The 14,286-nt window shown below is 69.7% G+C and carries 21 protein-coding genes and 1 tRNA gene; all 22 read left to right on the plus strand.

Annotated elements, in window-relative coordinates; translation table 11 throughout:
• Window positions 1–885: 885 nt before the first annotated feature.
• On the plus strand, window positions 886–1,257 hold the full coding sequence (locus tag AB0D14_RS43855; RefSeq protein WP_362790818.1) for a hypothetical protein: 372 nt from the start codon (window positions 886–888) through the stop codon (window positions 1,255–1,257).
• A gap of 67 nt (window positions 1,258–1,324) precedes the next feature.
• Window positions 1,325–1,888 (plus strand): hypothetical protein, encoded by a 564-nt coding sequence (locus tag AB0D14_RS43860; RefSeq protein ID WP_362790821.1) that lies wholly within the window; start codon window positions 1,325–1,327, stop codon window positions 1,886–1,888.
• A gap of 116 nt (window positions 1,889–2,004) precedes the next feature.
• The gene (locus AB0D14_RS43865) at window positions 2,005–3,180 is read left to right on the plus strand and encodes a DUF932 domain-containing protein (protein WP_362790824.1); all 1,176 of its coding nucleotides are present in this window, start codon (window positions 2,005–2,007) and stop codon (window positions 3,178–3,180) included.
• Between the two features lie 698 nt (window positions 3,181–3,878).
• Entirely contained in the window at window positions 3,879–4,361 is a 483-nt protein-coding gene (locus AB0D14_RS43870) for a hypothetical protein (RefSeq protein ID WP_362790826.1), read from the plus strand.
• Window positions 4,358–4,564, plus strand: a complete 207-nt coding sequence (locus tag AB0D14_RS43875; RefSeq protein ID WP_362790829.1) for a hypothetical protein — start codon at window positions 4,358–4,360, stop codon at window positions 4,562–4,564. The genes AB0D14_RS43870 and AB0D14_RS43875 overlap by 4 nt, the downstream gene beginning before the upstream one ends.
• 171 nt (window positions 4,565–4,735) lie before the next feature.
• Complete coding sequence (locus tag AB0D14_RS43880; protein WP_362790832.1) at window positions 4,736–5,548, plus strand: hypothetical protein; 813 nt, start codon at window positions 4,736–4,738, stop codon at window positions 5,546–5,548.
• Between the two features lie 125 nt (window positions 5,549–5,673).
• Window positions 5,674–6,339: a hypothetical protein gene (locus AB0D14_RS43885; RefSeq protein WP_362790835.1), complete on the plus strand. Its 666-nt coding sequence runs from the start codon at window positions 5,674–5,676 to the stop codon at window positions 6,337–6,339.
• A gap of 177 nt (window positions 6,340–6,516) precedes the next feature.
• Window positions 6,517–6,852 carry a hypothetical protein gene (locus tag AB0D14_RS43890; protein WP_362790838.1) on the plus strand — a complete coding sequence of 112 codons (336 nt, stop codon included), beginning with the start codon at window positions 6,517–6,519 and terminating at the stop codon, window positions 6,850–6,852.
• A gap of 31 nt (window positions 6,853–6,883) precedes the next feature.
• Window positions 6,884–7,255, plus strand: coding sequence for a hypothetical protein (locus tag AB0D14_RS43895; RefSeq protein WP_362790841.1), 372 nt, complete (start codon window positions 6,884–6,886; stop codon window positions 7,253–7,255).
• A gap of 52 nt (window positions 7,256–7,307) precedes the next feature.
• Window positions 7,308–8,015, plus strand: coding sequence for a hypothetical protein (locus AB0D14_RS43900; RefSeq protein WP_362790843.1), 708 nt, complete (start codon window positions 7,308–7,310; stop codon window positions 8,013–8,015).
• Window positions 8,012–8,212 (plus strand): hypothetical protein, encoded by a 201-nt coding sequence (locus AB0D14_RS43905; protein ID WP_362790846.1) that lies wholly within the window; start codon window positions 8,012–8,014, stop codon window positions 8,210–8,212. The genes AB0D14_RS43900 and AB0D14_RS43905 overlap by 4 nt, the downstream gene beginning before the upstream one ends.
• Window positions 8,213–8,222: 10 nt before the next feature.
• The gene (locus tag AB0D14_RS43910; protein WP_362790848.1) at window positions 8,223–8,834 is read left to right on the plus strand and encodes a hypothetical protein; all 612 of its coding nucleotides are present in this window, start codon (window positions 8,223–8,225) and stop codon (window positions 8,832–8,834) included.
• Window positions 8,835–9,132: 298 nt separating this feature from the next.
• The gene (locus AB0D14_RS43915) at window positions 9,133–10,008 is read left to right on the plus strand and encodes a hypothetical protein (RefSeq protein ID WP_362790873.1); all 876 of its coding nucleotides are present in this window, start codon (window positions 9,133–9,135) and stop codon (window positions 10,006–10,008) included.
• A 102-nt stretch (window positions 10,009–10,110) separates the two neighbouring features.
• Window positions 10,111–10,179: transfer RNA gene (locus AB0D14_RS43920), tRNA-OTHER, on the plus strand.
• Between the two features lie 39 nt (window positions 10,180–10,218).
• Window positions 10,219–10,518 (plus strand): hypothetical protein, encoded by a 300-nt coding sequence (locus AB0D14_RS43925; RefSeq protein ID WP_362790851.1) that lies wholly within the window; start codon window positions 10,219–10,221, stop codon window positions 10,516–10,518.
• Window positions 10,515–10,847, plus strand: coding sequence for a hypothetical protein (locus AB0D14_RS43930; protein WP_362790853.1), 333 nt, complete (start codon window positions 10,515–10,517; stop codon window positions 10,845–10,847). The genes AB0D14_RS43925 and AB0D14_RS43930 overlap by 4 nt, the downstream gene beginning before the upstream one ends.
• 81 nt (window positions 10,848–10,928) lie before the next feature.
• Window positions 10,929–11,627: a hypothetical protein gene (locus AB0D14_RS43935; RefSeq protein ID WP_362790856.1), complete on the plus strand. Its 699-nt coding sequence runs from the start codon at window positions 10,929–10,931 to the stop codon at window positions 11,625–11,627.
• A gap of 161 nt (window positions 11,628–11,788) precedes the next feature.
• The gene (locus tag AB0D14_RS43940; RefSeq protein ID WP_362790859.1) at window positions 11,789–12,133 is read left to right on the plus strand and encodes a hypothetical protein; all 345 of its coding nucleotides are present in this window, start codon (window positions 11,789–11,791) and stop codon (window positions 12,131–12,133) included.
• Between the two features lie 56 nt (window positions 12,134–12,189).
• Entirely contained in the window at window positions 12,190–12,429 is a 240-nt protein-coding gene (locus AB0D14_RS43945) for a hypothetical protein (protein ID WP_362790862.1), read from the plus strand.
• 61 nt (window positions 12,430–12,490) lie between these two features.
• Window positions 12,491–13,189 (plus strand): hypothetical protein, encoded by a 699-nt coding sequence (locus AB0D14_RS43950; RefSeq protein WP_362790865.1) that lies wholly within the window; start codon window positions 12,491–12,493, stop codon window positions 13,187–13,189.
• Between the two features lie 144 nt (window positions 13,190–13,333).
• Window positions 13,334–13,825, plus strand: a complete 492-nt coding sequence (locus AB0D14_RS43955; RefSeq protein ID WP_362790867.1) for a hypothetical protein — start codon at window positions 13,334–13,336, stop codon at window positions 13,823–13,825.
• A 180-nt stretch (window positions 13,826–14,005) separates the two neighbouring features.
• Window positions 14,006–14,286, plus strand: a 281-nt coding sequence (locus tag AB0D14_RS43960) for a hypothetical protein (RefSeq protein ID WP_362790870.1), incomplete at its 3' end; no start/stop codon positions are given.

The raw sequence follows: 14,286 nt of genomic DNA on the forward strand, positions 1-14,286 counted from the left end.
TTTTCCTATTTTTATCGGGCGCCCGGCGCCCCCCGAATACTCGCGAGCTCGTTTCGCGCGTCCCCGCGCGAATTGCCCGCCTCCGGCGGTGGGTTATGGAATTGGCCTCCGGCCATTCCATAACCCTGCGTTCCTCCGGAACGAAAAACCGGGCGGAGAGCGTTTGCGCCTCCGGCACAAATTTGGGTGCTGATTTTGATTGTGTGGGTGGGGAGTTCGGGTGTGAGTTGGTGTTTGGGTTGAGGGTGCGTCATATGCCTTTCCTGGGGGCGGGTTTTAGGGGAATCTCCGATTCCCTTAAAACCGAGGAGACTTGAATTGTATTCCGTGAGGAAAAGTAAATCACGGAATACCAGGAGAGGGCAACAGGGCCCCTCCGGGGCCCGGTTGCCCGTGGGAGGAGTGGAAGAGAAGGGGGCTGCCTCCGGCAGAAAGGAGGAGGAGAGGAGACAGGGAGGGAGAGACCACCACCACCCAACCCACCAACCCAGACACCTGGTCACCGGCTGCACTCCCCCACCCCGCGCGACGGCCCCAGGCCGACGCGCAACGCAGGACAAGCCGCGCCCCGATCCCCGATGCCGCCGCGCCGACCACACCCGCCCCCACCCCTTCTCTTCTTCTATTTGGGCAGGGAGCAGCGGCCGCAGAGGGGATGTCAGCAGGCGTACCAGACTGGATTGTTGGGGTGACCAGGGGTGACGCGAGGACGCCCCAGGAGGCCGCGCAACATCCAACGCAACCTCTACCGCAACACCCTGGCGCAACATCTAGCGCAACCCGCAGCGCAACGGGGGTTCCATCCGAGCGCAACACACACTATTATTTGAAGTCCTGGGGGAGGCGACCCCCGGGAACCGCAAGGGACCAACGAAGGGGAAGAACGTGGAACTGACGATCACTGACGGGATCGTGCGCGGGGTACGTGGCGCAGACGCGCCCATGACCGAGCTTGCAGTTCGGGCCCGCACGATCGCGAACTTCTTGCCGCTGCTGTGCGCGCGAGCAGGGGTGAAGATCGTGCACAACGCAGACCGGAGCTTCACCGGAATTCGGTTCGAGACCAAGGCCGCCGGTCCGGTCGTGCTGGAAATGCCGACGGGCGAGGAGCCTTACCGTCTGGTTCAGGAATTCATCGACCCGGACAAGTCGGGGCGCATGGAAGTTGAGTTGCGGCGATTCCCGCAGATCTACAAGCCCCACGGAATCGCGCTCATCACGGCCGAGTTCCTCCGGTCGAATGGGTTCCTGAAGTAATCCGCACGGGGGCGCCCCGGTTGGGGCGCCCCCTTCCATCCGGCATCACCGAAAGGAAAAGGGCACCATGGAGAACACGCGGATTGCAGGGCAGGCCCGGGAAATCGGAGCGCCGCTCACGGACGCCGAGAAGGAGCAGGCCCGTTACGCGCTGCGGGAGTTGGCGCGCAGCGAGAGGGACCCAGACGCCCAGAGGGTGTCTCCCGAGCAACTGGACGTTGTCCGGTCGTTCTTCGAGTTGGGTTGGGCCATGGGGGTGCGCACCGGCCACACGGGCCCGGCCATGGCTGACGTGCCGGTCAATGGGGCGACGGTTGACCGCGCTTTCCTTGGCCTGCTGCTGTCTGAGCGGGTGGCGAATCAGCTTGCGCTCTCGCTGGCGCGGATCCTTGACCCGCAGGACTGCGGGCCGGTGCTGTGGCAGAAGGTCAGGTATCACGGCAGCGTGACACGGCGTCACGGGGACTACTGGGTGCAGGCGATCAAGGCGGAGGCCGGGCCGGTCGGCGGAGCTCACGAGGTCCGCTACGACCTGTGCGAGGTGATCGGCCGCATTCCGGTGCCCGCCGTCACGAGCGTACGGGGGCAGAGCGTGACGCCGCTCCCCGAGTTCCGAGCGCCGTTGGTCTAAGTGTGCAGGTCAGGGGTGGGTTCACCCACCCCTGAAACACACTATTATTGAAGTTGTTCGGGGGGCGGTGGCTCCGCCCCCCGAACCGCAGAGACCAACAACGAAGGGGAAACCGCATGACTCAGCAGTTCGCCGAGCGCGCTACGAACGTAGCCCCCACCGGTGCCCGCAACGCCGACGCGTCCGACCTGGTCCGCATCCTGGAGGACGGGCAGCGCCGGAAGCTGGACGTCATCGCCCCCGCGTCCGCGCTGCGGATGCGTGAGGGAAACATGCACGTCGAAGGCGTCGAGTCCCAGCTCACGACCAGCGGTGTAACCGTCGTTGACGGCATCTACCGCCCCACCGTCGTTGCCGACGAGGGGATCTCTGACAAGCTCCGCATCCCGCTGGCCTACCTGCGCCGCATGCGCGCGGAAAACGTCCCGCTGCTGGACGAGAACGTCAACGCGTGGCTTCGTGAGGGTCCGGAGCGCCGTTTCCTGCTCCGCGCGTTCCGCAGCGAGCACGGCCCCGGCATGCCCGGTGAGGGCGTGGCCCGCGCGCTGCTGTCCGACAGCTACAAGCTGATGGACAACCTTGACATGCTGCTGGCCGCCCTGGACGGGGTGGAGAAGTCCGGGCACCCCACCCGGATCACGGGGTGCGACCTCACCGACCGGCGCATGTATGTGCGCGTCGAGTCCGAAGCGGTCGCGATCCAGGCCCGCAACCTGCTGCGCGGCTACCGCTCCCCGTTCGACGGCCGCAGCGGTGACGAACTCCCGATGATCTCCGCAGGGTTCGTCATCACCAACAGCGAGGTTGGCGCGGGGGCGTACACCATCACCCCGCGCGCCGTCATCCAGGTCTGCCGCAACGGCCTGACCCAGAGCAAGGACGTCATGCGCGCCGTCCACCTCGGAGGCAAGCAGGACGAGGGCGTTGTGAACTGGTCCGGCCAGACCCAGCGCAAGACGCTGGAGCTGATCACCTCCAAGACCACCGACGCCGTGCGCACCTTCCTGTCACAGGAGTACGTCGAGGCGAAGGTCTACGAGATGGAGGCCGCCGCCGGGAAGACGCTGGACGAGCCGACGAAGACCATCGAGCACGTCACCAAGTCGCTCAACATCGGCAACGAGACGAAGGACCGCATCCTTTCCCACTTCATCCGGGGTGGGCAGATGACGGCCGGGGGCGTGATGCAGGCTGTCACGTCGACCGCGCAGACCCTCACCGACGCCGACCAGGCCGCCGCCCTGGAAGCGCTCGCGGTTCCCGCCCTCACGGCCGCCGCCGCGCACGGCTGACAGACCCCCGTGCGGGCCGGGCAACTCGTCCCAGCCCGGCCCGCACGGGCCCCACCGACAGCACTGCCCCCGCACCCCCACCGGCTCCCGGTCAGGACCACGAGCCCCGGACCGGGCCGACCACAAAGAAGAGACTCATGAGCACGGATGACAGCAACATCCCTGACTGGGCCCGCAGTTGCCCCACCGGAAAGATCAAGTATCAGAGCGCGTCGCAGGCCCGAAAGCAATTGAAATCTCTGCGGAACAACAGAGGCGGGCAGTTGTACACCTATACGTGTGAAAAGTGTGGGTTCGTTCACACGAGTCAGTACCGACCCAGCGCAGACAAGCGAAGAAAGCGCGACGGCGGTTGACGCACATCGTGACGCTCTGCGCCCGGGCACCGGACAGGGCGCCTAACGCTGAACTCTCATACTCCCGGCCCGGGGGTACCCCCCGACCCCTGGGCCGGGTCCGGTGCCGTAGCTCAGTCGGATAGAGCGCGCCCCTGCGGATGGCCCCCCGACCCGAGAGCGCGGAGCGCGCGACCCAGCCCGCAGGGAGCGCGGAGCGCGCCCGCCCGGCCCCTGCCGCGTAGCGGCAGCGCGACGCGTCGGCGGAGCGGACCGCGCCATGAAGACATCTGTGTCCAGGGGCGCAGCGCGGCCGGCCTTTCGTCGCCCACCGCCCACCGCCCCGCCCCGTGAGGAGTCCTCATGTCTGCACGCCCGGAGATCACCCACCCCGGAGACGACGCCATCGCGGCCGCCATGAGCCGCACCCTGACCGCCCTTTCCGCCGTGTTCCAGGCACTCGGAGACGGTGAGCACACGCTGAACCTTGTGGCCGAGCGGACCGACAACGCGTTCGTCGCGGGCCGAACCGATCTCTCGATCGGCATGGAGCCGCTGCGCCTGGCCGTGCTGGACGAAGACGAGTTCTGCGCCCTGCGCTTGCTGCTGGCGTTCGCGCTGGAGGGAAGCACGATGCGCAGCGCCGTCCTGATCGCCACCACGGCCGCCGAGCCCAGCCCCCGTGCGTGCGGCTGGTCCGTGCGTGACGGGTGGCTGCACCCCATGGACACGGACGGCCTCCGGGCCGCCGTCATTCCGTGCCCCGACGTCGCCGCCGTAGAGCGCGAGGTCTACCCCGCCCCCGAACTGCACCGCCCGCACGGGACCGCCGAGGAGCGCTCATGAGCGAGAAGCCCGCCGTCACGCCGGACGGCTACTGCGCCAACACCAAGCCGGTTTCCGGCACGGCCTATCAGGTCAACGGCCATGCACCCGGCGGGAAGTTCTTCAAGATGCACGGCCGCCGCTACGCGGACTGTCCCTGTGGCCGCCGCCCCAGCCTGACCGACCGGGGCAACCTCCGCCGCCACAAGCCGCCGAAGGAGTAACCCCCCGCAGACGCCGTCCGCGCCCCTCCCCCGGTACGGGGGCGTGGACGGCCATCCCCGGCCAGCGCGCCACTGGCCGACTGCCGCCCCGCACCCGCCGCACTCCCCTTCGGTGGGTGCGGGGCGGCAGGCCCCCGCCCCATCCAGTCGAGCCCCGAGGAGTCGCAGCCCATGACCAGCCCGAGCCTGACCATCGACACGCCCGCCGGCCCCGTGCGCGCCACCGCCGACCCCCGCGAGGCCGACGCCGTCGTGTTCGAGCTGGGCGGGGCGATGCGCGGCAGCGTGCACGTCACCGGCACCACCGACCCTCACCACTGGGACCAGTTCACCGCCGTCCGCGCCTGTCTCGGCCCCGTGAACGCCTTCAAGACCACCGCCCCCGACGAGGACCTCCCGCGGCTCGCCCGCGGCCGCACCGGCTACCACGGCAGCCTGACCCTCTACCGCGACAGCACCGGCCGCCCCGGGGTCTCGGTATATCCGCTGTCGTCCGCCGCTGATCACCCGCCGTCGGAGAAGACGGAAACGGTACTCACCGCCGTCCTGCGCGGCTGCGCCGAGCACGTCGCGCAGCGCGCCGACCTGCCCGCGATCCTGGAGGCCTCACGGCAGCGTGACACCCCCGGCCTGCTGCGCTTCCTCGCCTGGTCCGCCTCCTACCACCAGGCCGAAGCCGTCCGCCTGGAGCGCGAGGCCCGTACCGCGCTCCCGGAGCGGAAGGCCGCCGAGGCCGCATGGCGGACCGCCGCACGGTGGCTCTCTTTCTCCCCGGACCCGGTCCTCCTGCTGATGCTGGCCGACCGCCCCGACTCACTGACCCAGAAGATCAGGGGGTTGCAGTGGTGGGCCCCCTACTGCGTCAGCGCGGCCGCCGAGGAGCACGAGCGCGCCCGCCGCGCCCAGGAGGAAGCCGACTCCCTGCGTGCCCAGCAGCGCAGGCGCCCGCGCGGCCGCCGCCCGGCCCTGGTCGCCACCCCCTGACAGACGGAGGAAAAGCGCAGGTCAGGGGTGGGTTCACGCCACCCCAAAAGACACTATTATTAGAAGTGACAAGGGGGGCGTGACAGCCCCCGAACTGATCGAGACCAGGGACTGAGGAGAACATCGTGCCGACCATGCTCGAACAGCTCGCCACTGGGGAGAAGCACGATCCCACGATCCTCCTGCCGAACGTGTGGTACGCCCTGCTGCGTACAGTGGAGACGGTGTGCCCGTGCGGCAATACGACGAGTGTCCGCAACGGCGTCCTGACCACGCACGAGCCGAAGTCGACGTGGGACATGAACGGCACGCGGCGTGCGGTTATCCGTGACGCGTACGGCGTCGGGATCACCTGCCGCTACAGCGGACGGACCGTCACCCTGGCCGCCGCCCTGGAGCGCGACAGCGTTCTGACTCCGGCCGAGCGGCACGTCCGTGATGTCACGCAGGGCCGGCTAGAGGCAGGCATCACGGATACGGCTCCCGAGGGCTACACCCTACCGAAGCCGGTTGCTGTCCTGTTCGCGCTCGCGGAGGCCCACGGCTGGCAGACACAGCAGGCGTGGGCGCCCCTTGACGGGGGCTTCCTCCTGAACCTCCGTGTAGGTCGACCGGCCGACGGGGGCCGAAAGTGGCAGTACGACCTGCCCTATTTCGTCGCTTCAGGTGTCGCGCGCCGGACCCGGTCCGGGCTGTGCGTCACGCCGGACCGCAGGGGGCAGCACGACACCCCGTCCATCAAGGCCATCACGGCAGTGATCCGGACCAACCCGGCTCCGACGGAGAGCTGAGGGAGGCGCGACGGGAGGCAACCTCGCAAGGCGGCGGCATCCCCGGCTTCACCAGCCGCGAATGGGCCGCCCGCCTCCTCTCTACTGCTACCGCAAACCCGAGCCGTCCAGGCGCCGCTGACCGCCCCTCACCACCACCCGTGACCGCAAGGGCACTTGCCCACGGAGGATCCCGAGATGGCACTGACCACCGGCTGGCAGTACGCCCGCACCCTCGAAACCGGCGACCGCTACATCACCACCGACCTAGACAACAACCGCCACGAGGTCACCGTCTCCACCGTCACCGAGCACCTCGACGACTCCAACTCCGTCCGCCACCAGTACGCCGACCCGGTCGACCACGCGCACTACACGTACTCGGCCGTCGTGCACGTCACCTACCGGGCGCCCCGCTGCCCCCACGGCCACGACTGGCGGTGGTGCGAGCGCCGCCCGTGCGTCGACTGCGAGTGGCCCGCCGAGATCGACACCGCCTACATGGGCAACGCACCTGCCTGTACCGCCGCGTGACCACCCGACACCGAAGACAGGAGCCCCGATCATGCGTTGGCTGATGAGCCTCGGTGAGCGCACCCGCCCCGACACGCCCACCTACGCCGAGGACCCCGCCCCCGACCGGGCGCGCGCCCTGGCCCTGGTCGACGACTTCGCCCACCTCTTCACCGTCCTGAAGGAGTGGCACCAGGAGTACGGCGAGGAACTGACCGCCTGGGCCGTACAGGTGGAGGCCGACGACGTCGAGAACCTCCCCGCAGAACTCATCGACCAGTGGGAATGGGAGGGCGCTCCGGTCCGCCTCGACATCGAGCGCGGCGGCTACGTGCGGGTGTCCGACTACCGCGACGTCATGGTGCGCCCGGCCATCAGCGCCCGCACCACCACCGGCATCCCCCTGTGGACCACCGCCCCCTGAGCCCACCGGCAGACCGCCCGCGCTGCTCACCACCCCCTTGGAAGGAGAAACCATGTCCGTAGGACGCCACTTCGGCGTGGTCATCAGCCGCATGCCCCGCATGACGTACGCGGCAACGGTCCTCGCCTCTCAGGACTGCCGGTTCGTGTGCTCGACCTGCTACAGCAACTGCTGGGGCATCCACCGGCCTCACGGCGAGACCGTATGGATGTGCTGGCGGTGCACCGACCTCAAGGACAACGGCCTCGTGCCCGGCCCCCGCCTCTTCCATACCCAGCCGCCCCGGCAGCTCAGGGTGGGCGAGCAGCTGCGCAGCCCGGAAGCCGTGTGGACCGTCACCAGCTCCGAGCGCGTCGAGACGCGCGAGGACGGCGCCCACCAGCACGCATGCGTGTACGTCCTCACCCGCGACGACGGCCACACGGAGGAGTGGCGGGGCAACGACATGGTCGACTTCCACCTGATCCCCGCCGAGTTCGACCACATCACCCGAGATCGCTGCAACGAGCTGACAAGCATGCTCACGGCCGCCGGCCTTTCCTGGGAGGACAACGGACGCCAGAACACCCCACGGTGTCTGAAGTACACCGCCGCTGACCCCCGCGGCCGCCAGTGGTCCATCCGGCCCGTCGCCGGAATCGACTTCGACCCGTGGCAGCCGTCGAGCCTGTGGCGGGCCGTCCGTGCCCCCTCGCGCCACCAGAGCCCCGTCCTGTCCGCCCGGGCCCTGGCCGACCACATCCGGGAGACCCCAGCGTGAGCGGCCAACTGCGCCCGTGGCGCCCGGAGGACTTCGACGACCGGTGCGAGACGTGCCGCGCACCAGCAGGTCAGCTGTGCCGCCCATGGTGCGACATCGGATACACCGCCGAGGACGCCCGCCGCGACGCCGAACTCCGCGACCAGGGCACGAGGAGCCCGGCACCGAACACACCCACCAGCCATCCGAAGGAGTGAACAGGCCGCCATGACCCACGAGTTGACCACACAGGAGCAGTTCGACGCGTTCGCCGACGAGGTGGCGCGCGAGCTGGGAACGCACTGCCGGACGGCCGAACTCACCGACTACGAGCGCGGTTTGGGACGACTCGTCATCGACGGCGACGGCCGCGCCCTGCGCCTGTGCCAGCCCGACGACCGCCGACCCGACCGGCTGAAGATCTACGCCGCCCTGCCGGACGAGGCCAAGATGATTGCGCCGTCGATCGGGGTCACAGCCCGCAGCGCCCGCCACGCGGCCCGCGAGATCACCCGGCGGCTATATCCCTTGCACGCCGAGGCCTCACAGCAGGCCGCCGACATCGCCGCCCGGCAGGAGGCGGAGGAGAACGGCCGCCGCGCCGTCACCGAAGCGGTGGTCGGCGCACTCCCAGGGGCCCGGATCGACGTGCAGTACCGGCACACCCGGATCATCTGGCAGCACGACACCAGGCCGCCCGGCGAGCACGGCCCCGTCCAGGTCGACAGCGTGACCGTGCTCGTCGGCCCCTCCGGGGACGGCGTGAAGGTCGAAGCGTTGGGCCGCCCCGGCTCCGTGACCGCCATGCTGGCCGCGTTCGCCCAGGCGTCACGGGAGTGAGAAGAGCAGGTCAGGGGCGGGTTCCCAGCATCACGAGAAACACTATTATTGGAGATGAAGCGGGGGTGCCACGCCCACAGGGACAGCCGCCCGCCTCGACCGCACGACCCCGACGACCGACCAGCACCAGCGGACCGCTCCTGCCATTCAGCCGGGCAGGGGCGGGGCCCCTCAACTCACCCACGAGAGAGGCGTGCACGTGACCCACACACCCCCGACCACCGAGTGCCGCCAGGCAGAGCACGGCTTCGATCGAACGCCCGACGGAGGCAAGACGGCGCGTTCCGACCACCACACGATGCGCCGCCTCCTGCGTCGCAAAATCTCCGGCACCGTAGGCCTGCTCACCGATGAGCATGACTTCCGCGCCATGCGGCACTACCGCAGCTTCGCCTTCGCCGACTACGCGACCTACCTGGCAGGGGTCGAAGACCTCCTCAGGGCCCGTGCCTCGCAGGACACCCACACCACGCTCGCCCTCTTCGACCCCGAGGAGTACGCCGACTTCTGCGCCGACACCGGCCTCGACCGCGACAGCCCCTCCAGCCGCGCACGCTTCACCGCCGAGATCGCCACGACGGGCCCGACCATCCCGTACGACGGCAAACCGCTGGCCGACCTTGTCCCGGTCCTGATCGACGAAGCCGTCCGCCAAGCCACGTGGGAGTACGCCTCCACGCTTCTGGCCCGCATCGGCACCTGCGCCGCCTGCGCCGCCTGCGGAAAGGACGTCGGTCAGGAAGCCTTCACCCGCGCCCGAGACCTCCTCGTCCGCATCCTCGACACGGCCGACCCGGGCCACCAGCACCTGGTGTGCAGCGTCTCGGCAACGCCGGAAACGCTGGTCGCTGTCCTGCACGCGGACACGGAGGCCGACAGCGCTGCCCAGTTCGACGACGCCGAAGCCCTGGAATTCACCACGGTCCTCGCCCTCTGCCTCGCGGCTCTGCCCGGCGGACTCGTCATGCGGACCAGCGCCCCGAGCGCCACGGACCGCGTCTACGGCTGGCGGCTACGAGCGGGAGATCCCGAACCCCTCACCGCCGGAGAAGTCTTCGACGCCTACTGCACCGACATCGATTCCGGCGACCCCATCTCCCCTGAATCGGGCGTCGACTACTGCGTTCCACCTGGCCTCGGACCGCATGGTCCGACGCCGGGGCACCACCGCTGAACAACCCCGGGTCGTCGCCGCGCCCACCGCACTGAAGGCGCTTCGCGAGATCGCCGGACGCTGACACCCACCATCAACCGGCCGCCGCACCGGCGGCCCCAAGCCTGCGTAGCTCAGCGGTAGAGCGGCTCCACTTGTGGGTGGTCAGGGGTTCAAATCCCCTCGCAGGCACGCACAACGCATCCACCTGACCGCACACCGGAGCACACGATGGCCGACACCGTCAGTATCCCGCCCGACGTCGCCCAGGCGTTCACCGGCGCCTGGTGCAACACCGCCACCATGTCCGACGTCGCCGCCAGTCTCCGCTGCACCGAAGCCGACACGCTCGCCGGCCTGCTCCGTGCCGTCGGTGCCGAGCAGGCCGCCGACGAGTGGATCGATGCCCACGCCCAGGACGACGAGCCGAACGACCGCCACTTTCAGGGGACCGTGCCCGCAGACGCCTCGCTCGCCGCCGACGGGATGTGCTGGAGCTCCGCCCCTGCCGACACCGAGGACGAACGATGAGCGGACCCGAGCATGCCACCACCGCCGGTCAGCCAGCGCGGGAGTACCCGTTCTTCGTCGTCGGGCAGTGGTCCGGGCCCGACGTCGAGGTCTGGGCCGTACTGGAGGCGCCGGACGACGCCGCCGAACGGTCGGATGCCCTGGAGGAGTGCACCCTGGACGCCGAGGACGCGTTCGGCACCGTGGAAGTCGTCTTCGCGGCCACCGCCGCCGAGGCCGAGGTGACCGCGCGCCGCGAGGCAGTGGAGACGGCCGTTCGAACCGGCCAGCAAAACCGCAGGTCAAGGGTGGGTTCACACTCACGCATAACACACTATTATAAGCAGTGAGCCCGGGTCGTCGCGTCGGCCTCCCGCGCGCCGGGCGACGGCCCGCCCCCTCTCCCTCGATTCCCACCCCAGGAGTTCGCCGTGCAAGGGAACTTGGCGCCGGTCATCGACTGGTACAGCAACAAGGCCTACCAGTGCCCGCAGTGCCGCCACGACACGGTCGCGGAACCCTCCCGCTGGGAGGTGTACACCTGCTGCAACTGCGCCACCCGTTTCGCCCGCTTCCCCCGCCTGCAGCGCTTCCTGCGCCACGTCGGCGTCACCTGCGAGTTCTGCACGGAACGCCACCCCGTGACTGTCGACGGCAAGCCCTTCGGGTTCCTGCGCTGCCGCCACAACGGCGTCGGGATGTACGCAGAGCACCAGTTCGAGGCGTGGCTGTACGACACGGACGAGTTCGCCGACCACCGCGACGGCGTGCGCTACTGCAGCACCCGCGCCAGCCGCGCGGAGGCCATGGCCGACCTCGCTCACTGGCGCAGCATGTTCGGCCCCGTCGAGGACGACCTCAGCCCTGTCCTCGCCGTTGTCGCCGACGAGCAGTTCCACAAGTACGGACCGGACGTGACCGAGGAGCAGGGCGACGCGCTCCTCGACGGCGCGCTGGAGGTCTACGGCATCGGCACCCTGCGCGCCTACGTCCCCCCGCACGCCCGGCGCGGCCAGTTCCACGCCGACACCGCCACCTTCACCTGGGGCCTGATCGCCCCCTCCGGCCTGGAAGGTATCTACACCAGCGCGGCGCCCAAGCCCCTGGCCGTGCACGCCCCGCAGCGCTGACCTGCCGCACACCAACTCGCCCGCCTCTCGTTTGCGCAGGTCAGGGGTGGGTTCACACTCCCGCAACTTACACTATTATTAGTAGTGAGTCGGAGGTCGCCACCTCCCCCCACGCACCAGGTGACGCCCTCCCTTCTCTCCTTCCAGCCCCAGGAGTTGCCATGCTTCGAACGCTGCGCCGCGCCCTGCGATCGGCACGTCTGCGTATGCCCGCCCGCCGGTTCACCGCCGGGATCGCGGCACTGCCGCCCACCGCGCGCGAAGCGCTCGGCATCGACGCCACGGCCGGGGAGGCCATCGCCTACAACCGCGTCCGTGTCGCCACCGCTACCGCCGTCGCCTTCTACCGCAGCGGATACACGCTGCCGATGCCCGACGACGACCTGGACGACGCCGTGCGCGCCCTGGACTTCCCCTACTCGGTCCCGAGCCCGGAGACCCGCGCGTCCATCCGCGCCGCCCTCGCCGTCCTGGAAGCCGACTACACCGTCACCGTCACCCACTGACCAACCGTCCGCCCGCGGGCCGCCCCGACCAGGGCGGCCCGCAGGGAAGGAGCCCGGTGTTTCTCGTCGTACCCGACCCCGCCCACGGACTCGTCGCCGCCCCCGAGTCCTCTGGCGACCTCACGCCCGTTACCGAAGAGTCCCTTGCCGTCCAGGGGTTCTCCTGGAACAGCGAGATCGAGGCGTACACCCGGCAGGCCGACCACGACCCCGCGGCCGTGGATGACACCGCCGGCATGCTGCGGAATCTGGGGCACTACGTCTTCTCCGCCTACAGGCCGCTGCCCAGGAGCTGACCGCCGCCCGGCGGGCCTCCGCCGCCCTCTCCCCGCCCCCTTGCGCAGATGGAGTTCCGTCATGCCCCGACGCCGCACCCAGCCGCAGCGTCCCGTCCGGTACGCCGCTGCCGAGCACGAGGGACGCCACCAGGTCGTGGACCAGCTCCACGGGTACGCGCTCAGCAGCCACTCGACCGCCACGGCCGCCGAGGAGGCGGTACGCGAACTGACCGACAGCCCGACGGCCGCGATCGAGGCCACCGAGGAGCTCGACGCCGCCCAGAGAGGCCCGGCCGCCACGGAGCGCCGCATCCTGCGCCGGTACGGGTACGGCTGGAGCCTGCGCCAGGACGAAATACTTTCCCTGCGCGGGAAGTTCAGCCATGACCGGCTGGAGACCTTGATCTCCGGCGGCCATCTGGCCATGGTGTTCAGCCCGGCCGGTCAGCCGTACTACACCACGCCCGAGCGGTACGAGCAGCTGTCACCCCGCTGGATACGCGACGGCGACGAGTCGTTCCCGGCCGCCGATCTCGCCTGCCTCGAACGGCCCCGCCCCGCCCTGGAATTACTCCCTTCACGCAAGCGCTACGAGCCGTGCGAGATGCACGGAATCGCTCTGTGGCGGTGCCTGATCTGCGGACCGCGCGAGGACTTCGAGTGCCAGTGGGGCGAGTGCACGGCCAACCGTGTCACGGCCTACTGCGAGCGCTGCGTGCGCGTGGACCCCCGGCGCTCCTTCCCGCTGCCGCCCCGCCGAGAGCATGAATCGCCGTAAAACCAGAGGTCAGTGGGTGGGTTCACCTTACCCGCAAAGACACTATTATAGATGTTGTTGGTCCTGCGGAACACCCCCGTACGGCGGGGCCGCCGCCCCGCCGTACGGGCCCCTCACCGCCATCCCACGGAAGGACAACCGGCGATGAAACACGAGGAACTGGCCGCACTACTGGCCGAGCCGACCACGCCCCTGGTGCGCGCCGCGCTCCGCGGACTTCCGCCCAAAACCCTGGAGACCCTGGCCTCCGTCGCCGACCAGACGGCGGAGCAGGGGTGGCGACAGGTCGTCACCGACCGGGTCCGGGCCTTCGCCGACGAGCAGCCGGGCGACGGACCACAAGCCGTGGCCGCGTACTTCACGACGACGGAGTACCCGACGGGCAGCGGGATGCCCGTGGGCTGGAGCCCGTTCATCGCGGCTCTCACGCCCACCGAGGAGATGCCGGACCTCAGGCACACCGAGACCACGGCGCGCATGGTGCCGGTCGGCGAAGCAGCGGAGGCTGAGGAGGACTTCGCAGACCCGAAGCTAGCCGAAGCGCTCCACCGGCTCGCGGCACTAGACCCTCCCCGGCACGACGACGTCCTGCGCGTCCATCTGCCGACCTCCCGCGTCACCCGCGTGAAGACCTGACCGCCCGCGCCTGCGGGCATCCCAGCACAGGGGCGCTCGCACGGAGGCGCACCGCGCCTGTTCCGATCCTCTACCACGGCGGCCGCTATCAGCCCGAGAGTCCGGGCGCCGCGCTGCCGCTTCTGCGGCAGCGCGGCGACGGAGTCGACGTTTCCCGTCCAGAGCGACAAGCAGCTCGTCGTGCACGCGGGGGTACTCCAGATCCTCACGGTGCCGGAGGGCCACCAGGTGATCACCCCCGACCGGCGCTGCCACGCCCCGTACCGGGGAGCCAGCCTGAGCCTCGCACTGCGGGTCAATCGGACGCGCCCGGTGTTCCGGCAGATTGAGGACGTCGGCACCGTCGAGGACCTGCTGTCCGTCCTAGACGCCGACGAGCAGGGCCCCTGGGGGCCGTCTCCCGCGCAACTGCGGGTCCTCACCCGGGCCGCCGACGGCAGCAACGAGTTGCTGCCGTCGGC

The organism is Streptomyces sp. NPDC048484 (genome assembly GCF_040651415.1).
Taxonomy (GTDB): domain Bacteria; phylum Actinomycetota; class Actinomycetes; order Streptomycetales; family Streptomycetaceae; genus Streptomyces.